Genomic DNA, 23,030 nt, shown 5'->3' with positions numbered 1-23,030 from the left:
TCGTCGGTCTGGCAGCGGCGCTGTCAGCGTCCGGTCTTCGGGGCCTTCCAGCGGGCGATGCCGCGGGCGACCAGGTTGAGGATCATCACGAAGGCGATCAGCACCAGCGCCGCCGCCCACGCCCGGTCGTACGCCTGCTCCGTGCCGTAGGCCCACTGCTCGTAGACGTACAGCGGCAGGGAGGACTGGGCTCCCTCGAAGGCGTTGGCGTTGATCATGCTGTTGCCGAACACCAGCAGGATGATCGGGGCCGTCTCCCCGGCGATGCGGGCCAGGGCCAGCATGACGCCGGTGGTGATGCCGCCGATCGCCGTCGGCAGGACGACCTTGAGGATGGTGCGCCACTTGGGCACGCCCATCGCCAGGGACGCCTCGCGCAGCTCGTTCGGCACCAGCTTGAGCATCTCCTCCGTCGACCTGACCACGATCGGCATCATCAGGATGGCCAGCGCCATGGCGCCGGCGAAGCCCGAGTACCCGAAGTCGAGCATCATGATCCACAGGCTGAGGATGAACAGGCCGGCGACGATCGACGGGATGCCGGTCATGACGTCGACGAAGAAGGTGATCGCACGCGCCAGCCGCCCGCGCCCGTACTCCACGAGGTAGACGGCGGTCAGCAGGCCGAGCGGCAGGGCGATCAGGGAGGCGAGCAGCACCTGCTGCACCGTGCCGAGGATCGCGTGGTAGATGCCGCCGCCGGCCTGCCAGCTCAGCACGCCGTTCATCGAGTGGGTCAGGAAGTACCAGTCGACGCCGGGCAGGCCGCGGGCCACGGTCTCCCATACGAGGGAGGCGAGCGGCAGCACCGCCACGACGAAGCAGGCCCACACCAGGATGGCGGCCATGCGGTCGGCGGCGTAGCGGCGGCCCTCGATCACCGCGGACAGCCAGAACGTCGCGCCGACGAACACCAGGGCCGCGATCAGCCCCCACTGCACGCGGCTGTCGAGGCCGCCGACCAGGCCGACGGCCACCCCGACGGCGAGCGAGCCGACGGCCAGGGCGCCGACGCCCCAGCGGGGCAGCCGCGCCGGCCGGAGCGTGACGCGCCCGGCGTGCCCCTCGGACGCGGGGGCGGGCGCGGCGGTCGTGCGGTCGTTCACGGCGTCGTCTCCTCGGTGCGGTCCTTCCGGCCGGATGCGCGGGCTCATGCGTTGGCTCCCGAGTACTCCTTGCGGCGGGCGATGATCAGCCGGGCCGCCCCGTTGACGAGGAGGGTGAGCAGGAACAGCACGAGGCCCGAGGCGATCAGCGCGTCGCGGCCCATCGAGCCGGCCTCCTTGAACTGGCTGGCGATGTTCTGCGCGAACGTGCCGCCGCCGGACTCCAGCAGGCTGGCGTTGATCAGGAAGCTCGGGGACAGCACGGTGGCGACCGCCATGGTCTCGCCGAGCGCGCGGCCGAGACCGAGCATGGAGGCGCTGATCACGCCGGAGCGCCCGAAGGGCAGGACCGTCATCTTGATGACCTCCCAGCGGGTCGCGCCCAGCGCCAGGGCCGCCTCCTGGTTGGCCTTCGGGGTCTGGAGGAACACCTCGCGGGTGACGCTGGTGATGATCGGCAGGATCATGATCGCCAGCAGGATGCCCACGGTCATGAGGGAGCGCGCCGGGGTGCCGTCGTACGCGAAGACCCCGGTCCAGCCGAAGAACTGGTCGAGCCACTCGAAGAGGCCCGTCATGTGCGGCACGAGGAACAGCGCGCCCCACAGGCCGTAGATGATGCTGGGCACGGCGGCGAGCAGGTCGACGACGTACCCGATCGTGGTGGCCACCCGGCGCGGCGCGTAGTGCGAGATGAACAGCGCGATGCCGACCGCGACCGGCACGGCGAGCGTCATCGCGATCACGGAGCTGACCACGGTGCCGAACAGCAGGACCGCGATGCCGAAGAACGGCGGGTCGGCGTTGGCGTCCCAGGCGAAGGTGGTGAGGAAGTTGCCCTCGTTGGCCCGGATGGCGACGACCGCGCGGATCGACAGGAAGACCGCGATGGCGGCCATGACGGTCAGCAGCGCGATCCCCGAGCCCTTGGAGAGGCCACTGAAGATCCGGTCGCCCAGGCGCGTGGTGCTCTTGGTGTCAGACGGCATGAGTGCTGTGGTCCTCGTCCTCAGTCCATCGCTTCGACGCGCTGGCGCACCTGCTGGATGATGTCCCCGGAGATCGGCGCGTAGTCGATCTCGCCGAGCGCCCGCTGGCCCTCCTCGCCGGCCGTGTAGGTGAGGAACGCCTTGGCCAGGTCGAGGGTCGCCGGGTCGTTGCCGCGGTCGCACGCGATCTCGTACGTCACCAGCACGATCGGGTAGACGCCGGGCTCGCGCGTGGCGTAGTCGAGTTCGAGGGCCAGGTCGCCGTCCTCGCCGATGACCTCGGCCTGGGCGATGGCGTTCGAGGAGTTCTCGACGCTCGCCTCGACCGGCTCGTCCGCGCCGGTGTCGAGGCGGACGGTGTCCAGGTCGTTCTGGTGGGCGTAGGACAGCTCGAAGTAGGAGATGGCGCCCGGGTTCTGCTGCACCATGCCGACCAGCCCTGAGGAGCCGTCGGCGGACTGGCCGCCCTGGCCGCGCCACGCCTTGTCCGGCTCGTAGGGCCACGCCTCGGGGGCGGCGGCGTTGAGGTAGGACGTGAAGTTGTCCGTGGTGCCCGAGCCGTCGGAGCGGTGGAACGGCGTGATCGGGATGTCGGGCAGCTCGGCGTCCGGGTTCAGCTCGGCGATCGCGGGATCGTTCCAGCGGCTGATGCGCGAGTCGAAGATCAGCGCCAGGGTCTCCGCGTCGAGGACCAGGTCGTCGACGCCCGGCACGTGGTGGGCGACGGCGATCGGGCCGGCCACCATCGGCAGGTGGATGGCGCGCCCGCCGTCGCGGCACACCGCGCGGGACTCCTCGATCTCGGCCTCGCTCATCAGCGAGTCCGAGCCGGCGAAGGCCGTGGTGCCCTGGAGGAACTCCTGGACGCCGGCGCCCGAGCCGGTCGCCTTGTAGTTGATCTGGCTGTCTTCACAATTGGCCTGGTAGGTGTTCACCCAGACCTCCATCGCGTTCGCCTGCGCACTCGAACCCGAGGCGAGCAGCGTGCCGCTCGGCGCGCAGTCGAGGTTCTCCACGGAGAAGTCGACCGCGCCGGGAAGGCCCGAGTTGTCGTCCGTGCCGCAGGCAGTGAGGAGTACCAGAGCGCCGGAGCCGAGCACCGCGCCGAGGCGTAGCTTCACTGTCGTTCAGTCCTTCCCGTCGCCGTTCGCACCCGAAAGTAGGTTGATCAGGTGAAGTAGGTGACGGTCATAAGTGAATAGAAGATGAACCTGAGTGGGCAGGCGGGTTGCCTGAAGGCTGCACGATACTGCGTGGCCCCTGTCCATTCGTTACGCTATACCCGTCAGGGGTATAAGAGTCCCGGGAGGGCCCATATGACCACAGCCGAGGCGGTAACGCCCGAAAAGGACGGCTCCGAGCGCGGCGCCGCCTCCGGCACCCCGCACAGCGGGCCGCACGGCTACAGCAAGGACAAGGACGCGCACCTGAAGCGGCTGCGCCGCATCGAGGGCCAGGTGCGCGGCCTCCAGCGCATGGTCGAGGAGGACACCTACTGCATCGACATACTGACGCAGGTCTCCGCCTCCACCAAGGCGCTCCAGTCCTTCGCCCTCCAGCTGCTTGAGGAGCACCTGCGGCACTGCGTGGCCCGCGCCGCGGAGGAAGGCGGCCCGGAGATCGACGCCAAGGTCGAGGAGGCCACCGCGGCCATCGCGCGCCTGCTGCGCACCTGAGGCGGACCGGGACCGCGGCGGTCAGCCCACGGCTCCGGCGAAGACCTCGTCCGCCGCCGGCAGCACCACGTCCACCGGAGCGCCGAAGTCGTACAGCACCACGGTCGAGGTCACCTCGACCCCCTGCCCGGCGCCGCCCGCGAACACGAAGTCGTGCCGCATCCGGTGCGGCAGCCCCCGCTCGTCGAGGAACACGTCGAACGGCACCCGCGTCCGCGCGAAGCCCCCCACGGCGGCGGCCAGCTGCTCCCTCGTCTCCCCCGATGCCGCCGCTGCCGCCGCGGCGATGTCCGTCACACCCCGGTAGTGCCGCAGCGGCCTCCCGTTCATGCGCACGGGACCCAGGTCGGTGGCCGACCGCACCCCGCGCAGCAGCTCGGCGGCGGTGATCGGGTCGGTGGCCCCGCCGGTGACCAGGTTCCCGTCCGGCAGCTCGGCGACGTCGATCCGCACCCACTTGTCCGCCGGCACGCCCGCGCCCCGGTTCTTCATGAACAGCCGGCCCGGCACGAACACCTCGGTCACCCGCCCGCCCTCGGGCAGCCGCACCCGCAGCTCGCCCCTGCGGGCCGTGTAGTCGAACGCGCCCCGGCCGTCCAGCGTGATCCGCGTGCCGCCCGAGGCCATCTCCATCGCCGTCCGCGCCTGCGAGCTGCCCACGTCCGCGAGCGCGTCGGCGGCCTCCCGGACGGCCGCCCTCGGGTCGCCCTCGGCCGCCGCGCCCGTGCCCGAGCACCCGGCGGCGGCCAGCAGGGCCACCAGGAGACCGACCGCACGGGAGCGGGCGCCCCGGCCGCCCGGTGCCGTCACCTGTCTCGGCTCGCGCCGCCGCACCATCATGGTCTGCGACACCCCCAGCACCGTGGTCCGTCCTCCCACCGCCTAACGAGGCCCGCGGGCGGCCGTTACGGTAGGGGGGTGCGCGTCGAGAGTGAACAGGGGCGGTCCGCCGCGCCGGGGCACCAGGTGGTGCTCACGGAACGTGGCCCGTTCGTCGCCCCCCGCTGCTCCTGTGGATGGTACGGCCCGGCCCGCCGCTCCCGGCCCCTGGCGCGTGACGAGGCCGCCGCGCACGTCGCCGTCGGCTGAGCGGGCGCGGCCGGTCCGTTCGTCCGCTCTCAGGTGGCCAGGCGGCCCTGCGGGGCCGGCTCCGGGTGCTCCGGGTGCTCCGGGACTTCAGGCCGCCGCTCGCCGCGCTCCCCCGCGTCGCCGTGGTCCCGCTCGTCCCCCGGCTCGGAACGGCCGCCCTCCGGCTCGTGGCGGGCGCCCGCCACGGCGGGGGCCGTGCCGGACCGCGGGCCGGGGGCCAGCCAGCCGAGCCAGGCGGTGCCCGCGCAGGCGCGGGCCAGCGGCGTCAGGGCGGCCAGGGCGAGCGGGGCGAGCAGCAGCGCCACCGCCGTTCCGAGCGCGAAGCCGCCGATGACGTCGCTCGGGTAGTGCACGCCGACCAGGACCCGGGCGAAGCCCTGGATCAGCGCGAGCCCGAGCGCCAGCGCGCCGAGCCCGCGGTGGACGAGGAAGAGGGCCACCGCGATGGCCATCGCGACCCCGGCGTGGTCGCTGACGAAGGAGTAGCCCTCCTTGCCCTCGACCAGGACGTTGAGCCCCTCGTGCCGCTCGGCGGGGCGCGGCCTGGCCACGAACTCGCGGATGGGCGCGTTCGCCAGGTAGGCCGCGGCCCCTGCGATGCCGGCCCAGGCCGTGCCCGCCACCGCCTGCGGCGCGTCCGGCCTGCGGCGCACCAGCAGCCAGGCGACGGCCACGAGGAGCACGAGCGCGACGGGGATGCCCCACTCACCGAGGAAGGTGACGGCGCGTTCGGCCCAGCCGGGCAGCGGGTCGGCGAGCCCGTTGATGTCGTAGAGGACGTCCAGCTCGACATCGGGGTTGTCGAGGTTTTCCAGTCCAGCCATGTGCCGTTGCGGCCCCTTCATGCGGTGGGGGGACCTTGCCGGGGGCGGCAAGGCGGAGGAGCCCCTTGTTCCGGTACAGGTAACGCCAGAAACATCCCCTGGCGTGCCGAGGTCCATCGAATGACGGCCGCAGCGTTATCGAACAGCAACGCGCCGCCGTGGTTCAGCGGGCAAGCGTTGGGCAGGGGTTCGCCCGCTGTGACGCAGGCGTCACCCCGCCACGGGGCGCGTGGCTCCGAAGTAGTCAGGGGTGTCGATCGGGTCGAACCGGATCGTCGCCCCGGTGTACGGGGCGTCGATCATGTACCCGCCGCCGACATAGATGCCGACGTGGTAGATGCTCCGTGGGTCGTCGAGATCATACGCGAAGAACACCAGGTCACCGGGCAGCAGTTCGTCGCGCCCCGGGTGCGGTCCTGCGGTCCACTGGTCGTTGGCGACGCGCGGCAGCTCGATGCCCGCGGCCTCGTAGGCGGCCTTGGTCAGACCGGAGCAGTCGAACCGGCCGCCGTCCTCCGGCGTGCCGTCACCGCCCCACAGGTACGGCGTGCCGAGGTGTTCCTGGGCGAAGTGCACGGCCTCCGCGGCCTGTTCGAGCGGCGGCAGCGGCTCCGCCTCCGCGGGCGGCGCGGCGAAGGCGGCCTCGGCGCTGCGGATGATGCGCACGTAGTTCCGCGTCTCCTCGTACGGCGGGACCCCGTTGTACTGGATGACCGCGTAGGGACCGGCGTTGTAGGCCGCCAGCATGTTGTCCACCGGGTCGCCCGGCACGTCCTTGACGTACTCGGCGAGCGAGCAGTCGTAGGAGGCGGCGGACGGGATGGCGTCCATGGGGTCCCACACGTCGGCCCTGCCGTCCCCGTTGGCGTCGAGGCCGTGGGTGGCCCAGGTGCTGGGGATGAACTGCGCGATGCCCTGCGCGTTGGCGTGGCTCTGCACATCGGGCTGCCAGCCGCTCTCCTGGCCGAGCTGGGCCGCGAGTATCGCGGGGGACAACGTCTCGCACATGTTGCCCCAGCGCTCCACGAGGGGGGCGTACTCGGGCGGCACGGTGCCCTCGGCCAGCCGACCGTCGCCGCGCCCGGCGCCGCCGGGCGACCCGGTGCTCGCGGTGTAGACACCGACGACGAGGAAGGCGACGAAGAGACCGAGAACGCCAAGGCCGCCGCCCGCCACCCATACGATCCGCCGCATCGGTCACGCCCTCCCGCAACTACAGTGCCCCGCCAGCACTATGACACGGCGACGAGGCCGCGGCCCAGCACACCGGGCGGCTCGCGAACGGCAGTTCGCGGCCCGACGCGGCGTGAGCCTCGTCACCCGGCGGATGCGGAACGCCGCGCCGCGCGGGCCCGCGGCGCCGCCTCGGCCGCGCGCCCGCGGGCCGCCGGCGGCGGTTCGCGGCCGGTCACCGGCCCGGCGCGCCGGGGAGGCGCGGCGTCCGGGGCGGAGGGACGGTCAGAAAGGCACTCACGCGCGGTCCTCGTCCGTCAGCGCGGCGTGGCACAATCCGGAGAGAGCACCGTTGGCAGCCAGTTGGGTGGTGAGTTCGGTGGACGAGGAAGAACAGCCAGGCGACATCAACAACATCATCGGGGGCATCGCCCCCGACTGGGGCCCGTTCGGTGCGGTGGGCGACTCGGCCCGGACGATGATCCAGGTGATCATGGCGCTGGCCATCCTCATCTGCCTCGGCATCGCGATCTGGGGCGCGGCCAAGCAGCGCATCGGATCGACGGCGATGCGCGACTCGTTCAGCGCCGAGCAGGGCAAGGGCCTGATCGTGGCCGGCCTGACCGGGGTCTTCATCATCGGATCGCTGGGCACGCTGTTCACCATCATCTACGGCATGTCCATCTAGGCAGTTGCGCATGCGGGGATGGCACCTGGCGGGCCGCGTCGCGGCCCTCGCGGTGACGGGCGCCCTCGCCGCCGGCTGCGCGGTCGGCCCCGCGGCCGACCGGGCGCGGCAGGAGGCGCCGCCCGCGCTCCCCGCGCCGACGGACGTCCCGGCGCCGCCGGTGCCGGGCGACGGCGCGCCCGGGGAGACCGCGCCGGGGCCGAGTCCGGCGCCGGCCACAGGTGACGCCACCGAGACCGGCACCGAGGCCACCGGCCTCGGCACGGCCTGCTGCGTCGCGGGACTCCCGGACAGCGAGGACCTGCTGGTGGGCGCCGGGGACACCGTCCTGCTCCATGACGCCGACGCCCCGGGGGAGTTGGCCGAGGTCGGTACCGTGCCCGGCAGGCTGCTCGGCCTCGCCGTGCCACCCCGCGCGACCGGCAGCTACGTGAACGTCGTGGCCTACTATGCAGGACCGGCCGGCGGGGAGATCGCGAGCTTCCGCTTCTACCCGGATCGCGCCTGGCAGAGCTGGGGCGGCACGCCGGTCCCGCTCCTCGACGACCCCATACCCCTCGCGGGCGGCGGGGAGCGCGGCGGCGGGGTGCTGGCGTTCGGGCCGGACGGGATGCTGTACGCGGGGACCGGCGACGCCGGTGACCCGGCGCTCGCCGCCGACGAGACGTCCCTGGCCGGCAAGATCCTGCGCATCGACCCCAACGGCAGCCAGCCGCCGGTGATGCACTCCCCCGGCGCCTACACCGACGTGCGCGGCCTCGCGTGGGACGGCGACCGGATGTGGGCGGTCGACGCCGTCGACGGCGGGGGCGCGCGCCTGTACTCGGTGGTGCCCGAGGGGCAGCCGGTGCCGGTGTGGGAGGAGCCCGGCGCCGCGCCCGCGGGGCTCGCCGCCGCCCGCGGATCGCTGTGGATGCCCGCGGGCGAGGAGGACGGGAGCCTGTGGCGCGTTCCGTTGAACGGCGGCACCGGCCTGGTCGCCGACCCCCGGCCGGTGCTCGACGTGCGGGGGCCGCGCGGGATCTTCCCCGCCCCGGGCGACGGCGTGCTGCGGCTGCTCGCGGGCGACGCCCTGACGCGGCTCGGCGTCAGCTAGACCGGCCGCCGGCGGCGGAAAGCGGCACGGTGAGAACGGACGTGGCCGTTTCACGTGAGGCGGGGTCTCGTAGCGCGCCGCGGTGGCGTTCTCCGCGAACAGGCGCCGCGCCGGTGCGTGGTTCGCGCTTCAACGGGGCGCCCGGCCGCGCCGGTTGGCGATCGGGCCCCATCCTCTTCGCGCGCCGCGCGCAGTAGCGTGGTGCCGTTCGAACGGGCCGGTGCCCGGCTGCGCGGGCCGGGCGGAGGGGACGGAGGACGGCGGGCATGCCGCGAACGGATGCGGAACGGCCGGAGACCCACGCGGAGCGTCTTGAGTGGGTGCGGGCCGAGGCCGAGGGCGCCGGGGACGGTCATGGTTTCGAAGTGGCGGCGGGGGAAGGGGACTTGATCCACATCCGGCAGTCGGACGAACCCGGCCGCATCGTGACCACGACACGCGCCAAGTGGGACGCGTTCGTCCTCGGCGTCCGGAACAACGAGTTCGACCACTTCGTCGAGCCCTGGTCCTGAGCGGCAGCGCGCCCCGGCCTGCCGCGCGCTCCCGGGGCGCCCCGGGAGCGCGCGCAGGCGTCAGAACGTCAGGCCCCGCACCAGCAGATCGGCCAGCGCGCACACGAACAGGCTGATCCCCACGAAGCCGTTGACCGTGAAGAACGCGCGGTTCAGGCGGCTGAGGTCGTGCGGCCCGACGATGCTGTGCTCGTACGCGAAGGCGATGGCGACCACGCCGAGGCCGACCCACAGCAACGGCCCGCCGCCGGTCGCCGCCGCGTACCAGGCCAGCAGGCCGAGCGTGACGACGTGGCAGGCGCGCGCGCCGTTCAGCGCGCCCGCGATGCCGAAGCGCGCCGGTACGGAACGCACGCCGCCCGCGCGGTCGGACGCCACGTCCTGGCACGCGTAGATCAGGTCGAAGCCGCCGATCCACAGGCCGACGGCGAGGCCGAGCAGCACGGCCTCCCAGGACCAGGCGCCCGTGACGGCGAGCCATCCGCCGATGGGGCCCATGGCCTGCGCGAGCCCGAGGATGGCGTGCGGGAAGTCCGTGAACCGCTTTCCGTAGGGGTAGACGACCATGGGCACGACGGCGACCGGCGCGAGCACCAGGCACAGGGGGTTGAGCAGCGCCGCCGCGCCGAGGAACGCGGCCAGCGCGATCAGCGCGCCGGTCCACGCGGTGCGCACGGACACCGCGCCGGTGACGATCTCCCGGCCCGCGGTGCGCGGGTTGCGGGCGTCGATCTCGCGGTCGATGACGCGGTTCGCGGCCATCGCGAACGTGCGCAGGCCGACCATGGCGACGGTGACCAGGAGCAGCGTGCCCCACTGGACGCCGCCGTCCTCAAGGAACATCGCGGTCAGGGAGGCGATGTAGGCGAACGGCAGCGCGAACACGGAGTGTTCGATCATCACCAGCCGCAGGAACGCCCGCACCCGCCCGGTGGCGGCCCCGCCGGAGCCGCCGGTGACGGGCGACGCCTCGGCCGTCACAGCCCGTATTCCTTCCAGCGGCGCGTGACGCGCTCCGCGATGTCCGGGTCCGACCTGATCTCCTGGGGCCAGCCGCCGTCGCGCGTGTACCCCTCCTCCGGCCACTTGGCGGTGGCGTCGATGCCCGCCTTGCCGCCCCAGAACTGCTGGTAGGAGGCGTGGTCGAGGTGGTCGACCGGGCCCTCGGTGAGCAGGACGTCGCGCGCGTAGTCCACGTTGCCCAGGGCGCGCCAGGCCACTTCGTGCAGGTCGTGGACGTCGCAGTCGGCGTCGACGACGATGATCAGCTTGGTCAGGGACATCATGTGCGCGCCCCAGACCGCCGACATCACCTTCTGCGCGTGCTTGGGGTACTTCTTGTCGATCGACAGGATCGCGCAGTTGTGGAAGCCGCCGGCCTCGGGCAGGTGGTAGTCCACGATGTCCGGAATGATGATCTTCAGCAGCGGCAGGAAGAAGCGCTCCGTCGCCCGGCCGAGCGGCCCGTCCTCGGTGGGCGGCCGGCCCACGACGATCGACTGGAACACCGGCCGCTTGCGCATCGTCACGCAGTCGATGGTCAGCGCGGGGAACGGCTCCTGCGGCGTGTAGAAGCCGGTGTGGTCGCCGTAGGGGCCTTCGGGGAGCATCCGACCGGGTTCGAGCCAGCCCTCGATGACGACCTCGGCCTGCGCGGGCACCTGGAGCGGCACGGTCACGCAGTCCACCATCTCGACGCGCTTGCCCGCGAGGAAGCCGGCGAACAGGTACTCGTCGATGTCGCCGGGCAGCGGCGCGGTGGACGCATAGGTGACGGCGGGCGGGCAGCCGAACGCGATGGCGACCGGCAGCTTCTCGCCGCGCCGCGCGGCGACCTGGTAGTGGTTGCGGCTGTCCTTGTGGATCTGCCAGTGCATGCCGATGGTCCGCCGGTCGTGCCGCTGGAGCCGGTAGAGACCGAGGTTGCGCACACCGGACTCGGGGTCCTTGGTGTGGGTCAGGCCCAGGTTGAAGAACGCGCCGCCGTCCTCTGGCCACGTGAAGAGGGCGGGCAGCCGTTCGAGGTCCACGTCGTCCCCGCGCAGCACGACCTCCTGCACGGGCGCGTTCTTGACCTTCTTGGGCGGCAGGTGGGAGACCGCGCCGAGTTTCCCGAACGCCTCCTTGAATCCGACGAAACCCTGCGGAAGCTCGGGCTTCAGCAGCCCGCCGATCTTTTCCCCGATCTCGTCGTAGGAGCCGATACCCAGGGCTTTCAGCAGGCGACGGTCGGTGCCGAAGACGTTCATGGCCAGGGGCAGGTCGGAGCCCTTGACATTTTCGAAGAGCAGCGCGGGACCGCCCGCCTTGTTGACGCGGTCGGTGATTTCCCCCACTTCCAGGTGCGGATCGACCTCGGCCTTCACCCGCTTGAGGTCGCCATCCCTCTCCAGGGCCTTCAGCAGGGCACGGAGGTCGTCGTATGCCATGCCGCTCAGTATTGCCGACGCATTACCCTGGGGTTCAGTCAGGGGGCCTCACCCTGGGGCCCGGCTCGAAACGTCCAGGGGGACTACCATGCTGAGGGTGCTGCTGTTCCTGGTACCGCTGGCGCTGGCCATCTACGCCCTGGTGGACTGCATCAGTTCCAAGGATGAGGACGTCAGGCATCTGCCGAAACTGGTGTGGATTCTGCTCATCGTGCTGGCCTGGTTGATCGGGCCGCTCGCATGGATCTTCGTGGGGCGGCGCCGCAGCGTGCCCCGGCTCGGCGGCGCGGGCCGCCGGGGCGGTGGCGGCTGGGTCGCCCCGGACGACAACCCCGAGTTCCTCCGCTCGCTCGACGAGGGGCGCCCGCGCCCGCGCGGCGACGGCAAGGACGCGGACCGGAAGGCCGCCCCCGACGACAAGGGCCTGCCGGAGAACTGGGAGGAGGACCTGCGCCGCCGCGAGGAGGAGCTGCGGCAGCGCGACGGCGACGAGGAGAACCCCCCGGGCGGCAAGGACCGCTGACCGCGAAGCCCCACCGACCACTGGGGAACCCGACCGGACTCTTCGGACTTTCTCGGACTTCCCCGTTTCCCTCGATTCCCCCGATTCCCCCCGACGTTTCCGGCCCACTGACCGACGGAAGGCCGGGCGCCGATCACGGCGCCCGGCCTTCCGTCGTTCCGCCGCCGTCCGGCCCCGGCCGCCGGGCGGGTCACCGGCGGCCGGTCGGTCGGCGGCTCAGACGCCGCCGTAGGAGTGGAGGCTGTCGAAGAAGATGTTCACGCCGTAGTAGTTGATCAGGAACGCGACGAACCCCGCGATGGCCAGGTAGGCGGCCTTGCGGCCCTTCCAGCCCACGGTGACCCGCGCGTGCAGGTAGCCGGCGTAGGCGACCCAGGTGATGAACGACCACACCTCCTTGGGGTCCCACCCCCAGTACCGGCCCCAGGCGCTCTCGGCCCAGATCGCGCCCGCGATGATCGTGAACGTCCACACCGGGAACACGGCCGCGTTGATGCGGTAGGCGAACTTGTCGAGCGAGACCGAGGACGGCAGCCGTTCCAGGACCGACGCGGTCAGCGGCCGGGGCGTGCCGCCCGCGGCGATCTTCGCCTCGTAGCGGTCGCGTGCCAGGAACAGCACGCTGCCGACCGCGCCCACGTAGAACAGGCCGCCGCAGATGATCGCCAGCGGCACGTGGATCCACATCCACACCGAGTCGAGCGCGGGCACCAGCTGCGCGCTCTCCGTGTACAGCACGGTGGTCGCGAGCCCGAGGTCGAGCAGCACGGTGGTGACCAGGGGCAGGCCCAGCCAGCGGACGTTGCGCCGGGCGGCCAGCAGCGCGAGGAACACACCGACGATCACCATGGAGAACGCGGTGGAGAACTCGTACATGTTGCCCCACGGGCCGCGTTCCACCGAGATCGCGCGGATGACCACCGCGCTCAGGTGCATGGCGAACGCGAGCGCCGTCAGGGAGATGGCGATCCGCCCGTACGTGTCGCCGCGCAGGTCGCCGTTCGCCGCGCCGGGGCCGTCGGGCACCGCGTCCCTGGCCGGGGTGGCGGAGCGGGTGACGACCTTGGGCGGGTCGAGCACGCTGGTGCCGCCGGCCGTGCGGACGGTGACCGCCGGCTGCCGCGCCGCGGCGCCGGCGGCCTCCGCCCCGGCCTCGTCGGCCGTCAGGGCGGCGGCGGTGCGGCCGACCTTGCTGCGGCTGCCGAAGATCCATTCGGCGGTGAAGGCGAGGAACGCGAGGGCGTAGACGGCCATCGACGAGTAGACCAGGAGATTGCTGAGGTCGGCGAGGCTCTCGTCGGCTGCGGCGAGAATCATGGGCGTGCTCCTTCCGCGGCTGCGGAGTCGGCGGATCCTGCGGGTTCTGCTGTCTCGGTGCGCTCGGCGTGCTCGGCGGGTCCAACGGGCTCGGCGGGCTCGGCCGGTCCGGCTGCGCCGCCGTCCCCACCGCCCGGTCCCCGGTCCCGGTCGCCGTCGTCAGGGCCCGGGTCACCGTTCCCCGGTCCCCGGCCCCCCTCGTCCGGGCCGCCGTCCTCGTCCGGGTCCGGCAGGACGGGCGCGCTGGTCGTGAGTGCCGCCGCGAGGGCGGCCAGCTCGTGCGGCAGCTTGGCGGACTCGGTGCGGCCGAGCGAGGCCATCTCGACGACCGTGCGGCCGTCGGCGCCCGTCCTGGCCCGCACCCACACCCGGCGCCGCTGGAGCAGCAGCGACCCGGCGAGGCCGGCCACGGCGGCCAGCGCGCCGCCGAGCGCCCACTCGTTGCCGGCCTTGGTGGTGATCTGGAAGCTGGCCCACTCGTCGAAACGCTCGAAGGTGAGCGTGCCGAGGCCGTCGGGCAGTTCCATCGACTCGCCCGGCATCAGGTTGAAGCGCAGCAGGTCGCCGCTCGCGTCGACCAGCTGCTCCATGTTCGTGGTGTCCAGCTGGTAGACGTTCTGCGACAGGCCCGAGTTGATGCCGAGGTCGCCGCGGAACGCGTTGAGCGTGAGCACCGGCAGGTCGGGCTCGGGGAACGTCGAGTGCGGGCCGCGCACCTCGTCGATGTTGTAGGTGGGGTTGAAGAAGCCCTGGAAGCCCAGCTGGTCGCGTTCGCCGTCCGGGCCCACGTAGTTGCCGACCTTGATCACGCCGGTCGAGGTCAGCCCGGCGTCCTGCGGGAGGAACGGCACCGGCCCGCTGAACGTCACCTCGCCCTGCCCGTCGGTGACCGTGACGACCGGGGCGTAGCCGTGGCCGAGCAGGCGCACGCGGGAGTCGCCGACGTGCAGCGGGTGGTTCGGCTCGATGGACGCGGAGGTCTCGTTGCCCTCGGCGTCCCAGTACGTGACGTCCGCGCGGAACTCGGTCGGGGTGCCCATGTCGACGCGCTCGCGCGAGAAGTCGGCGTGGAAGTCGTCCAGGCGGAAGCCGAACGGCTCCAGGTCGTTCACGTCGAAGAGCGTGCCCGACTCGTAGTCGTCGTACTGCGGGAGGACGTTGGAGAAGCCCTGGTCCTGCACGATCAGCTTGCCGCCCTCTGAGTAGTACAGCCGCCCGGCGGCGAAGGCGATGAGCATGACGATCAGCGACAGGTGGAAGACGAGGTTGCCCGCCTCGCGCAGGTAGCCCTTCTCCGCGGCCACGTGGGCGCCGCCCGGCGCGTCGTCGGCGCGCGTGGTGCGGAAGCGCCGGCGCGCGAGCAGCGTGTGCGCGGCGCCGACGACGTCCTCGGGCGCCGCGTCGGTGCGCCACGTGGTGTAGGCGGGCATGCGGCTGAGCCGGCGCGGGGCGCGCGGCGGCCGGCCGCGCAGCTGGCCGACGAACTGCCAGGTGCGCGGGACGATGCAGCCGATCAGGGAGACGAACAGCAGGATGTAGATCGCGGAGAACCACACCGACGAGTAGACGTCGAACAGCTGGAGCCGGTCGTAGACGTCGGAGAGGCCGGGGTTGTTCTCGCGGAAGTCCGCCACGAGCACGGCGTCGACGCCGTTCTGCGGGATCAGCGAGCCGGGGATCGAGGCGAGCGCGAGCAGGAACAGCAGGATCAGCGCGACCCGCATCGACGTCAGCTGGCGCCAGAACCAGCGCGCCCAGCCGGTGGCCTCGCGGCCGAACCAGGCCAGCGCCCCGCGCGCGCCCGGCTCGCGCGCGCCCCCGAACGTTCCGCTGCCGCCCGTCGCGGGCTCGTCGCGCTCCTCGACGGGCGCGGTGGACAGCCCGGCGGCGGCGTCGGCCTCGTCCGCGGCGGAGGCGGTCGCGGTCGCGGTCGCCGTACCGGTGCTGGTGCCGGTACCGGTGCCCGGCTCCCCGCGGCGGCCCGCGGTGTGCTCGTCGTCGCTCATGGCTGTCAGATCCAAACGCTGAAGTCGGTGGACCAAATCTGCATCTCGTAGACGAGGTCGCCCCACAGCCCCGTGACGAGCAGCAGCCCGGTGGCGACGAGCATGCCGCCGCCCAGCCGCATCACCCACACGTAGTGGCGCTTGACCCAGCCGAACGCGCCGAGCGTGCGGCGGAACGCGAGCGCCGCCACGATGAACGGCAGCCCGAGGCCGAGGCAGTAGGCGAACGAGAGCAGCGCGCCGCGGCCCGCGGTGGCCTCGGTGAACGCCAGGGCCTGCACGGCGGACAGGGTCGGGCCGATGCAGGGCGTCCAGCCGATGCCGAAGACGATGCCGAGCATCGGCGCCCCGGCGAGGCCGACGGCCGGCCGGGTGTGGAAACGGAACTCGCGCCGCGCCAGCCGCGGCATCAGCCCGGTGAACAGCAGTCCGAGGATGATCGTCAGCACGCCGACGATCCGGGTCAGGACCTCCTGGTGCTCCAGCAGCTCGGCGCCCACGCCGCCGAAGAAGGCGCCCATGGAGACGAAGACGGCCGAGAAGCCGAGGACGAACAGCAGGGCGCCGGTGAACATGCGCCCGCGCCTGGCGTCCTTCAGGTCGGCGCCGCCGACACCGGTCACGTAGCTGAGGTAGCCGGGCACCAGGGGCAGCACGCAGGGCGAGAAGAACGACACGAGACCGCCGAAGACGGCGAGCGGCAGCGCGAGCAGCAGCGCGCCGCTCAGCACCGTCTCGTTGTAGCCGTTCACACCCAGGTCACCCTTCCTGGAGCACGGGGTCGAGCGCCTCGGTCAGCCGCTCCTCGCTGAGCGCGGTGAGCGCCCTGGCCGCGATGCGGCCCTCCCGGTCGATGATGAGGGTGGAGGGGATGGCCTGCGGGTTGAGGCTGCCGCGCGGGAATTCGAGGAGCAGCCGCCCGTCCGGGTCGTAGAGGCTGGGGTAGGGCACGCCGTGCGTCTCCTCGAACTCGGCCGCGTTCACGCGCGAGTTGTCGCGGGTGTTGATGCCGACGAACTGAACGCCCTGGTCGGCGGTGGCCTCCGCGACCCGGACCAGGTCGTCCGCCTCCGCGATGCAGGGCGCGCACCACGAGCCCCAGACGTTGAGCACGATCACCTGGCCGCGGAAGTCGGAGAGCGCGAGCCGCTCCCCCTCGATGGTCTCGCCCGCCAGGTCGGGGGCCTCCTCGCGGTCCGCCGCGGCCACGTGCGTGATGTCGCCGCTCCCCTGGACGAAATTGGTGTCGCCGCCCGAGGGCCCGGCGCCGTCAGCGGTGCAGGCCGTGAGCGCGAACGCCCCCGTCGCGGCGGCGGCCAGCGCCACCCTGGCAGACCGGAACTGGATCATGTGAAAAGTTTCCCATGCGTGTCGCAGCGATCTTCTCCGCCCCCCTTGTCCGGATTGCTGTCCGGATTGCCGCCCCGGTCCTCCCGCTTCCTGCCCAGGTCGCCGGCCCGGTCAGGCGCCGTAGCCGCGCGCGCCCTTCACGGGACGTGCGCCGGCCCGCAGGTGCGCGGGGACCAGGTCGAGGGCCGGTTCCGTGTAGGTGATCGACACGATGTCGTCCCCCACGAAGGTGAAGCTGGTCAACGAGGCGAGCGTGCACTGCCGCTTGCGCGGGTCGTGCCACAGCCGGCGGCGTTCCACCGAGCTGCGCAGCATCCAGATCGGCAGCTGGTGGCTGACGGCCACCGCCTCGTGCCCGCGCGCCGCGTCCCGCGCGGCGCCGAGCGCGGCGCGCATGCGCGCGACCTGCTCGGCGTAGGGCTCGCCCCACGAGGGCCGGAACGGGTTGCGCAGCAGCGGCCAGTTCGCCGGGCGGCGCAGCGCGCCGTCGCCGACGCCGAACTCCTTGCCCTGGAACGCGTTCTCCGCCTCGATCAGCCGCACGTCGGTGGCCACCTCGACCCCGTGGGAGCGCGCGATCGGCTCGGCCGTCTCGCGCGCCCGTTCCAGGGTGGAGGCGACGACGTGCGTGATGTCGCGCCCGGCCAGGTGCTCGGCCACCCGTTCCGCCATGCGCACCCCGAGGCCGGACAGGTGGAAGCCGGGCAGCCGCCCGTACAGGACGCCCTCGGGGTTCTCCACCTCGCCGTGCCGCATCACGTGGACGACGGTGCGTTCGTTGCCGCTCATCTCTCCGTTCCCGTCCGGTATCCCGCCGGGGCCGCTCACGCCTCGGCCTCGGCCGCCGCCCGCGCCGCGGCGGGCAGGGCCGCGGCGATCCGCTCCATGGCCCGCGCGTCGTGCGCGGTGGACACGAACCACGCCTCGAACGCGGACGGCGGCAGGTGCACCCCGCCCGCGAGCATGGCGTGGAAGAACGCGGTGAACCGGTGCGTCTCCTGCGCCTTGGCGGACGCGAAGTCGGTGACCGGCTCATCGCGGAAGAACACGGAGAACATGTTGCCCGCCGCCGACACGGTGTGCGCGACGCCCTCCCTGTCCAGCGCCTGCCCGACCAGCGCCCGCAGCTCCGCCGAGGTCGCGTCGAGCCGCGCGTAGGCGGCGTCGTCGAGCAGCCGCAGCTGCGCGAGGCCGGCCGCGACGGCCACGGGGTTCCCCGAAAGCGTCCCGGCCTGGTAGACGGGCCCCTCGGGGGCCAGCTGGGCCATCACCTCGGCCCGCCCGCCGAACGCCGCGGCGGGGAACCCGCCGCCCATCACCTTGCCGAACGTGATCAGGTCGGGCACGACGCCCTCGATGCCGAACCAGCCCTGCCTGCCGACGCGGAACCCGGTCATCACCTCGTCGGAGATCAGGAGCGCGCCGTGCTCGCGGCACAGGTCGGCCAGGCCCTGGGTGAAGCCCTCGCGCGGCGGCACGACGCCCATGTTGCCCGGCACCGCCTCGGTGATCACGCACGCGATCTCGCCCGGGTGGGCCTCGAACGCCGCGCGCACCGCCGGCAGGTCGTTGTAGGGCAGCACCACCGTCTCGCCGGCCTGCGCGCCGGTGACGCCGGGCGTGTCGGGCAGTCCGAACGTCGCCACGCCCGAGCCGGCGGCGGCGAGCAGCGCGTCGACGTGCCCGTGGTAGCAGCCGGCGAACTTGATCACCTTGGCCCGGCCCGTGAAGCCGCGGGCCAGCCGGATCGCGGACATGGTGGCCTCGGTGCCCGAGGAGACCAGCCGCACCCGGTCGACCGGGACCACGCGGCCGACGATCTCCTCGGCCAGCTCCACCTCGCCCGGCGTGGGCGTTCCGAAGGAGGTGCCGCGGGCGACGGCGGCGAGCGCCGCCTCGGTGACGGCCGGGTGGGCGTGGCCCAGGATCATCGGCCCCCACGAGCACACCAGGTCCACGTACTCCCGGCCGTCCGCGTCGGTCAGGTAGGGGCCACGGCCCGACACCATGAACCGGGGCGTACCGCCCACGGCGCCGTAGGCGCGGACCGGAGAGTTCACGCCGCCGGGCGTGACGCGGGCGGCACGGGCGAAGAGCGTCTGGGAGACTGAGGCTTCGTAGGATTGGGTCACGCGGTCCATGGTGACATTCAGCCCCTCACAGCTCGGTATCAGGGCGTTTCGCGGGCGTCTGGCGGGGGAGGTGTCTGAAACGATGATCGGATCGCGCGGCGGGGGTCGCGAACAGTCAGGTGGTGACATGCAGCGCGGAGGCGAAATCGGCGAGGGGACCGGGGGTCCCGGACCTGAACCCACACCGCGCGCGCGGTCCCGACGCGGGCGGCACCGCAGGAAGGCGGAGAGCGGCGACTTCGAACTCCGTGGCCGGGGCGGACGCATGGCCGTGACGTACAAGTACTTCGGCGCGCCCGACGGCGCGACCGCGGCCCGCGTTCCGCTGTCGATGCGGCCCGAGGAGCTGGGCGGCGACGAGCTGGGCCAGGGCATGTTCACGCGCATCAAGCCGGAGACGATGGCGGCGATGGTGCTCACCGGCATCGAGGGCATACCGCTGCACCGCGTGCCCCCGCTCGAACTTGTCGTCCTGCACCCCGACTACGCCGTCGTGAAATTGCCCACAACGGTCGTCGACCCGCTGCGCGGCGTCGGCGAGGAGAGCGTGGGCGCCGCCGCGTTCATCTGGTCGACGGTCCCCGACCGGAGCGGGCCGAGCGACGCGTTCGGCGTCTACAAGCTCCTCCACGAGTGGCAGGACTTCTCCCGCCGCCTGCACGAGGCGGGCCACCAGCCGTACTGCCTGGTCTGGCCCTGACCCGCCCGTTCCCCGGCCGGCCGCCGGGGAGATTCCCGGCATAGGCCCCGTACCCGAAGTCCCGGCGGACGGGTGGGCGATCTCTGCGGTAGACATGTGCCTGACGCCGCGAGTGATGCCGAGTACACCCCGGGAGGCGACGCGTGCAGCGCACCATGGCCGCGAGGTGGGCCGGGCTGGTCCTGGCCGCCGTGTGCGGGCTCACCGCGTGCAGTGGGAACGGCGGCGGCGAGGACACCACGGGCGCGGGACCGCCGGGCGGCTCGGCCGGCTCCGCGCAGCCGGGACGGTACTCGGGCCTGCCCGAGCCGTGCGGCGCGGTCGGCGCCGACATCCTGCGCGAGCTGCTGCCGGGCGCCGAGGCCGAGGTGTACGCGGGCGAGCCGATGGTGACCTACGACACCGGGCGCCGCGTCGGCTGCGAGTGGAACAACACCGCCGAGACCGCCACCCAGCGTCTTTCCGTCGACTACCAGCGCGTCGTCTCCTACGACGCGGACGTCAGCGACGACGACCAGGCCGCGCTCGACTTCGGCGAACGCGCCTCCGAGGCCGGCATCCCCTCGGCCGCCCCGCCGCCCACCGACCCGCTCGCGCCGCGTCCGCTCGACGGCATCGGCCAGGACGCGTTCATCGACGACCGGCAGACCGCGTCGGAGCCGGGGGAACGGCGCGAGATCACCCTCGCCTTCCGCAACGCCAACGTGATCGTCACCGTCACCTACGCCGTCTCCACCACGCTCCCAGAACCGCCGCTCGACAGCGAGCAGCTCCAGCAGCGCACCCGCGACGTGGCCCAGCGGCTGGCCGAGGGCCTCGACGGATGAGCGCGCGCCTGCCCGGGCGGCGCGAGCGGTCCGGCGTACCGTGGCCTGGCAACGTAACCGGTGACTGGAGCCAAGAAACCATGGACCCCAACGCCTCGCGGCCCGCCCCGAGACTCGCCGTGCGCGCCCTCGCGTGGGCGGCCCTGCCCGTCTTCCTCGTGGCCGGCTGCTCCTCGGACTCGGGCGACGACACCACGGACGACGAACCGGCGCCGTCCGCCTCCCCGACCCCCGAGCCCGTGCGGTTCGCCGCGCTTCCCGAGCCGTGCTCGACGCTCGGCGAGGACACCGTCGGCGACATCGTGCCCGAGGCCGACCCGGCCGCGGGCGAGACGCTCAGCTCCAGCGACACCTCGACGTCCGGCGCCTGCCTGTGGAGCGGCCTCGACGACTACCAGTTCCGTTCGCTGACCGTGGCGCTGCGCCGCTTCGACTCCGACGTGACCATCGGCAGCGGCGACGAGCGCGCCGAGGAGTACCTGCGGCAGATGTCGGACGAGGTCACCGGGGACGAGGCCAACCGGGACGTGGAGGCGGCCGACCTCGGCGACACCGGCGAGAGCGCCGTCACCATCGCCTACACCGTCACCAAGGAGACGGAGGAGGAGGGCGAGCAGGACTACCGGCAGCACCGGGTGGCCGCCCGCACCGGCAACGTCGTGGTGACCGTCGACTACGCGGGCGCCGGCTTCGAGGGCGACGACATGCCGGGCGCCGACACCGTTCGGGAGGCGGCGGAGGCCGCCGCCCGCGAGGCGGTCGCGGCCGTCGACGCCTCGGAGAACGCCGAGGGCGGCGCGGGCGACGGTCAGGAGCAGGGCGGCGAGGAGGGTCGCGAGGAAGGCGGCGCCGGGGAGGACGAGGCGGGCGACGAGCCGCCGAGCACGGACGACGTCTGACGCCCCGCCACCGGGGCGCCCCGGTGGCGGCGTTGCCGCCGCTGGTTGCCATCCCCGCCGTCGCCGCCCCGCCGGGACCGCCCCGCCGCCGGGCGACCGGGGCGGGGCGCGGCCATCTCCGCACACGTGTGCCAGTCTTGGGCCGCGAACGCTTACCAGTCGAGCCCGAGGGGGACCGCGCGTGGCCGCGATCAAGCTGACACGCTCACACCGCATACTCGTCGGCATCATCCTCGCCGGGGCCGTCCTGATCGCCGCCATCGGCTTCGCCGGTTCCTACGCCGCGGTCCGCGAACTGGCCGAGGAGAAGGACTTCGGCGCGTTCGCGCCGTTCTTCCCGATCGGCATCGACGCGGGCATCGTCGTCCTGCTCGCCCTGGACCTGCTGCTGACGTGGCTGCGCATCCCCTTCCCCCTGCTGCGGCAGACCGCGTGGCTGCTGACGGCGGCCACGATCGCGTTCAACGGCGCCTCCGCGTGGGGCGATCCCCTGGCCGTGGGCATGCACGGCATCATCCCGGTGCTGTTCGTCATCACCGTCGAGGCCGCCAGGCACGCCATCGGCCGGGTCGCGGACATCACGGCGGACAAGCACATGGAAGGCGTGCGGATCTGGCGCTGGTTCCTGTCCCCGCTGCCCACGTTCCGGCTGTGGCGGCGGATGAAGCTATGGGAGCTGCGGTCGTATGAAGAGGTCATCGGCATGGAACGGGACCGCCTCGTCTACCAGGCGCGGCTGCGGGCCGACTACGGGCGCGCCTGGCGCCGGCGGGCACCGGTCGAGGCCCGGATGCCCCTGAAGCTGGCGCGCTACGGAGTCCCGCTGCACGAAACCGCGCCGGCCGCGCTCGCGGCGGCGGGCGCGCCGCCCGCCCTGCCGGGGCCCGCGCGGCGGGACGGCGGGACCGGCCGGCAGGCGGACGCGGTGCCGGACGAGCCGCCGCCGGGCGCGGACGGCACGCCGGCCTGGGACGGCGGTCCTGGGCCGCGGCAGGGCGCGGCCGTGCCGGCCTGGTTCGCCGCCGCCCAGGTCCAGCGGCCGGCGCAGGAACGCGGCGGGCCGCCGCACGCCGCCTGGTCCGAGGGCGAGCCCGCGCACGCGCCGGCGCCCGCGACCGAGGCCGCGCCCGTTCAAGCGCCGCGCCCCGAGCCGCACCCCGAGCCGCACCCCATGCCCGTTCCCGCATCCGTGCCCGTGCCCGGGTCCGGCCCGCGACCGCTGCCCGTGCCCGAGCCGGAGCCCGTGCCGGACAGCGAGGCAGTCACCGTGCCCGTGGGCCCGGGGCGGCGGCGGAACCTGGGCAACGTCCCCGTGGCGCCCCGCCCGGCGGACCGCGAAGCGGCGCCGGAACGCCGCGCCCCCGCGCCGGCGCCCGCCGCCGGGGCCGCGCCCGTTCCCGAGCCGCGCCAGGGCCGGGGCCAGGCGCAGGGCCAGGGCCGGGCGCGGGAGCAGCGGGCCAGGTCGCGGGCGGGTGCGGCGCCCGACGACACCTATTACGCGGCGTACCGCGAGTACATACTCGAACAGGGCGCGCACCCCAACGCCCGGCAGCTCTCCCGCTTCCTGCACCAGCGCCACGGCACGACCGACGCCGACGGCTCGCTGCTGAGCGAGCAGTACCTGCGGGAGTTCACGCGCGGCTTCCGCGAGCGCTACAACGCCGAGATGGGCACCGGCGGCTGACGCGCGCGCC

General features: G+C 73.2%; 24 protein-coding genes. 10 read left to right on the top strand and 14 right to left on the bottom strand.

Translation table 11 applies throughout. The features are described 5' to 3' along the window. Window positions 1-23 precede the first annotated feature (23 nt). The 3 genes from pstA to pstS are packed head-to-tail and all read right to left on the bottom strand — an operon-like array spanning window position 24 to window position 3,216. The gene (pstA, locus tag LC193_RS17415; protein WP_404819432.1) at window positions 24-1,154 is read right to left on the bottom strand and encodes a phosphate ABC transporter permease PstA; all 1,131 of its coding nucleotides are present in this window, start codon (window positions 1,152-1,154) and stop codon (window positions 24-26) included. Continuing rightward, window positions 1,151-2,095 carry a phosphate ABC transporter permease subunit PstC gene (gene pstC / locus LC193_RS17410; protein WP_226075282.1) on the bottom strand — a complete coding sequence of 315 codons (945 nt, stop codon included), beginning with the start codon at window positions 2,093-2,095 and terminating at the stop codon, window positions 1,151-1,153. The genes pstA and pstC overlap by 4 nt, the downstream gene beginning before the upstream one ends. A gap of 20 nt (window positions 2,096-2,115) precedes the next feature. Then, window positions 2,116-3,216 carry a phosphate ABC transporter substrate-binding protein PstS gene (gene pstS / locus LC193_RS17405; protein ID WP_226075280.1) on the bottom strand — a complete coding sequence of 367 codons (1,101 nt, stop codon included), beginning with the start codon at window positions 3,214-3,216 and terminating at the stop codon, window positions 2,116-2,118. Window positions 3,217-3,411: 195 nt separating this feature from the next. On the opposite strand from pstS, the gene LC193_RS17400 reads away from it, so the two are divergent. Then, window positions 3,412-3,771 carry a metal-sensitive transcriptional regulator gene (locus LC193_RS17400; protein ID WP_226075278.1) on the top strand — a complete coding sequence of 120 codons (360 nt, stop codon included), beginning with the start codon at window positions 3,412-3,414 and terminating at the stop codon, window positions 3,769-3,771. Window positions 3,772-3,792: 21 nt separating this feature from the next. On the opposite strand, the gene LC193_RS17395 is transcribed toward LC193_RS17400, so the two are convergent. Then, window positions 3,793-4,623, bottom strand: a complete 831-nt coding sequence (locus LC193_RS17395) for a hypothetical protein (protein ID WP_226075276.1) — start codon at window positions 4,621-4,623, stop codon at window positions 3,793-3,795. Window positions 4,624-4,689: 66 nt separating this feature from the next. On the opposite strand from LC193_RS17395, the gene LC193_RS17390 reads away from it, so the two are divergent. Beyond that, on the top strand, window positions 4,690-4,860 hold the full coding sequence (locus LC193_RS17390; RefSeq protein ID WP_226075273.1) for a hypothetical protein: 171 nt from the start codon (window positions 4,690-4,692) through the stop codon (window positions 4,858-4,860). Window positions 4,861-4,889: 29 nt separating this feature from the next. Here LC193_RS17390 and LC193_RS17385 read toward each other — a convergent pair whose 3' ends face one another. Both LC193_RS17385 and LC193_RS17380 read right to left on the bottom strand, forming a co-directional pair. Then, window positions 4,890-5,684 (bottom strand): phosphatase PAP2 family protein, encoded by a 795-nt coding sequence (locus LC193_RS17385; RefSeq protein ID WP_226075271.1) that lies wholly within the window; start codon window positions 5,682-5,684, stop codon window positions 4,890-4,892. Window positions 5,685-5,894: 210 nt separating this feature from the next. Next, window positions 5,895-6,878 carry a C40 family peptidase gene (locus tag LC193_RS17380; RefSeq protein WP_226075269.1) on the bottom strand — a complete coding sequence of 328 codons (984 nt, stop codon included), beginning with the start codon at window positions 6,876-6,878 and terminating at the stop codon, window positions 5,895-5,897. Window positions 6,879-7,236: 358 nt separating this feature from the next. Here LC193_RS17380 and LC193_RS17375 point away from each other — a divergent pair, with 358 nt between their 5' ends. From LC193_RS17375 to LC193_RS17365, 3 genes are all read left to right on the top strand, one after another. Next, window positions 7,237-7,545, top strand: a complete 309-nt coding sequence (locus tag LC193_RS17375) for a hypothetical protein (protein ID WP_086162132.1) — start codon at window positions 7,237-7,239, stop codon at window positions 7,543-7,545. Window positions 7,546-7,555: 10 nt separating this feature from the next. Next, window positions 7,556-8,641 (top strand): PQQ-dependent sugar dehydrogenase, encoded by a 1,086-nt coding sequence (locus LC193_RS17370; RefSeq protein WP_226075267.1) that lies wholly within the window; start codon window positions 7,556-7,558, stop codon window positions 8,639-8,641. A 266-nt stretch (window positions 8,642-8,907) separates the two neighbouring features. Then, the gene (locus tag LC193_RS17365) at window positions 8,908-9,153 is read left to right on the top strand and encodes a DUF397 domain-containing protein (protein ID WP_226075265.1); all 246 of its coding nucleotides are present in this window, start codon (window positions 8,908-8,910) and stop codon (window positions 9,151-9,153) included. A 60-nt stretch (window positions 9,154-9,213) separates the two neighbouring features. On the opposite strand, the gene mqnP is transcribed toward LC193_RS17365, so the two are convergent. Together mqnP and LC193_RS17355 are read right to left on the bottom strand one after the other, a co-directional pair. Then, on the bottom strand, window positions 9,214-10,134 hold the full coding sequence (mqnP, locus tag LC193_RS17360) for a menaquinone biosynthesis prenyltransferase MqnP (RefSeq protein ID WP_226075263.1): 921 nt from the start codon (window positions 10,132-10,134) through the stop codon (window positions 9,214-9,216). After that, entirely contained in the window at window positions 10,131-11,582 is a 1,452-nt protein-coding gene (locus tag LC193_RS17355) for a menaquinone biosynthesis decarboxylase (RefSeq protein WP_226075261.1), read from the bottom strand. The genes mqnP and LC193_RS17355 overlap by 4 nt, the downstream gene beginning before the upstream one ends. 88 nt (window positions 11,583-11,670) lie before the next feature. On the opposite strand from LC193_RS17355, the gene LC193_RS17350 reads away from it, so the two are divergent. Then, a complete protein-coding gene (locus LC193_RS17350; RefSeq protein WP_226075259.1) occupies window positions 11,671-12,105 on the top strand; it encodes a PLD nuclease N-terminal domain-containing protein in 435 nt (144 codons plus the stop codon). A 216-nt stretch (window positions 12,106-12,321) separates the two neighbouring features. Here LC193_RS17350 and ccsB read toward each other — a convergent pair whose 3' ends face one another. The 6 genes from ccsB to hemL form a co-directional block, all read right to left on the bottom strand. After that, on the bottom strand, window positions 12,322-13,422 hold the full coding sequence (ccsB, locus tag LC193_RS17345) for a c-type cytochrome biogenesis protein CcsB (protein WP_226075257.1): 1,101 nt from the start codon (window positions 13,420-13,422) through the stop codon (window positions 12,322-12,324). Then, on the bottom strand, window positions 13,419-15,428 hold the full coding sequence (gene resB / locus LC193_RS17340) for a cytochrome c biogenesis protein ResB (RefSeq protein ID WP_226075255.1): 2,010 nt from the start codon (window positions 15,426-15,428) through the stop codon (window positions 13,419-13,421). Before resB ends, ccsB begins: the two co-directional genes overlap by 4 nt. 5 nt (window positions 15,429-15,433) lie before the next feature. Continuing rightward, on the bottom strand, window positions 15,434-16,186 hold the full coding sequence (locus LC193_RS17335; RefSeq protein WP_404819539.1) for a cytochrome c biogenesis CcdA family protein: 753 nt from the start codon (window positions 16,184-16,186) through the stop codon (window positions 15,434-15,436). A 1-nt stretch (window position 16,187) separates the two neighbouring features. Then, window positions 16,188-16,778: a TlpA family protein disulfide reductase gene (locus LC193_RS17330; protein WP_226075253.1), complete on the bottom strand. Its 591-nt coding sequence runs from the start codon at window positions 16,776-16,778 to the stop codon at window positions 16,188-16,190. Between the two features lie 111 nt (window positions 16,779-16,889). Further along, on the bottom strand, window positions 16,890-17,567 hold the full coding sequence (locus LC193_RS17325) for a histidine phosphatase family protein (RefSeq protein WP_226075251.1): 678 nt from the start codon (window positions 17,565-17,567) through the stop codon (window positions 16,890-16,892). Between the two features lie 35 nt (window positions 17,568-17,602). Beyond that, the gene (hemL, locus tag LC193_RS17320) at window positions 17,603-18,919 is read right to left on the bottom strand and encodes a glutamate-1-semialdehyde 2,1-aminomutase (protein ID WP_226075250.1); all 1,317 of its coding nucleotides are present in this window, start codon (window positions 18,917-18,919) and stop codon (window positions 17,603-17,605) included. A gap of 118 nt (window positions 18,920-19,037) precedes the next feature. Here hemL and LC193_RS17315 point away from each other — a divergent pair, with 118 nt between their 5' ends. From LC193_RS17315 to LC193_RS17300, 4 genes are all read left to right on the top strand, one after another. Further along, entirely contained in the window at window positions 19,038-19,610 is a 573-nt protein-coding gene (locus LC193_RS17315) for a hypothetical protein (protein ID WP_226075249.1), read from the top strand. 143 nt (window positions 19,611-19,753) lie between these two features. Then, on the top strand, window positions 19,754-20,437 hold the full coding sequence (locus tag LC193_RS17310) for a hypothetical protein (protein WP_226075248.1): 684 nt from the start codon (window positions 19,754-19,756) through the stop codon (window positions 20,435-20,437). 80 nt (window positions 20,438-20,517) lie between these two features. Beyond that, window positions 20,518-21,336 (top strand): DUF3558 domain-containing protein, encoded by an 819-nt coding sequence (locus tag LC193_RS17305; RefSeq protein ID WP_226075247.1) that lies wholly within the window; start codon window positions 20,518-20,520, stop codon window positions 21,334-21,336. 181 nt (window positions 21,337-21,517) lie between these two features. Further along, window positions 21,518-23,020 carry a DUF2637 domain-containing protein gene (locus LC193_RS17300; protein ID WP_226075246.1) on the top strand — a complete coding sequence of 501 codons (1,503 nt, stop codon included), beginning with the start codon at window positions 21,518-21,520 and terminating at the stop codon, window positions 23,018-23,020. Window positions 23,021-23,030: the final 10 nt, after the last annotated feature.

Origin of the sequence: Streptomyces marincola (assembly GCF_020410765.1) — a bacterium.
Taxonomy (GTDB): domain Bacteria; phylum Actinomycetota; class Actinomycetes; order Streptomycetales; family Streptomycetaceae; genus Streptomyces; species Streptomyces marincola.
The sequence above is the reverse complement of the archived record's forward strand: the minus strand, read 5'-3'. Positions and strand labels throughout refer to the sequence as shown.

Coding starts and splice junctions, on each gene's coding strand:
- pstA (WP_404819432.1), bottom strand. CDS start 1,154: ATGAGCCCGCGCATCCGGCCGGAAGGACCGCACCGAGGAGACGACGCC.
- pstC (WP_226075282.1), bottom strand. CDS start 2,095: ATGCCGTCTGACACCAAGAGCACCACGCGCCTGGGCGACCGGATCTTC.
- LC193_RS17400 (WP_226075278.1), top strand. CDS start 3,412: ATGACCACAGCCGAGGCGGTAACGCCCGAAAAGGACGGCTCCGAGCGC.
- LC193_RS17385 (WP_226075271.1), bottom strand. CDS start 5,684: ATGGCTGGACTGGAAAACCTCGACAACCCCGATGTCGAGCTGGACGTC.
- LC193_RS17380 (WP_226075269.1), bottom strand. CDS start 6,878: ATGCGGCGGATCGTATGGGTGGCGGGCGGCGGCCTTGGCGTTCTCGGT.
- LC193_RS17370 (WP_226075267.1), top strand. CDS start 7,556: ATGCGGGGATGGCACCTGGCGGGCCGCGTCGCGGCCCTCGCGGTGACG.
- LC193_RS17365 (WP_226075265.1), top strand. CDS start 8,908: ATGCCGCGAACGGATGCGGAACGGCCGGAGACCCACGCGGAGCGTCTT.
- LC193_RS17355 (WP_226075261.1), bottom strand. CDS start 11,582: ATGGCATACGACGACCTCCGTGCCCTGCTGAAGGCCCTGGAGAGGGAT.
- LC193_RS17350 (WP_226075259.1), top strand. CDS start 11,671: ATGCTGAGGGTGCTGCTGTTCCTGGTACCGCTGGCGCTGGCCATCTAC.
- ccsB (WP_226075257.1), bottom strand. CDS start 13,422: ATGATTCTCGCCGCAGCCGACGAGAGCCTCGCCGACCTCAGCAATCTC.
- resB (WP_226075255.1), bottom strand. CDS start 15,428: ATGAGCGACGACGAGCACACCGCGGGCCGCCGCGGGGAGCCGGGCACC.
- LC193_RS17330 (WP_226075253.1), bottom strand. CDS start 16,778: ATGATCCAGTTCCGGTCTGCCAGGGTGGCGCTGGCCGCCGCCGCGACG.
- LC193_RS17325 (WP_226075251.1), bottom strand. CDS start 17,567: ATGAGCGGCAACGAACGCACCGTCGTCCACGTGATGCGGCACGGCGAG.
- hemL (WP_226075250.1), bottom strand. CDS start 18,919: ATGGACCGCGTGACCCAATCCTACGAAGCCTCAGTCTCCCAGACGCTC.
- LC193_RS17315 (WP_226075249.1), top strand. CDS start 19,038: ATGCAGCGCGGAGGCGAAATCGGCGAGGGGACCGGGGGTCCCGGACCT.
- LC193_RS17305 (WP_226075247.1), top strand. CDS start 20,518: ATGGACCCCAACGCCTCGCGGCCCGCCCCGAGACTCGCCGTGCGCGCC.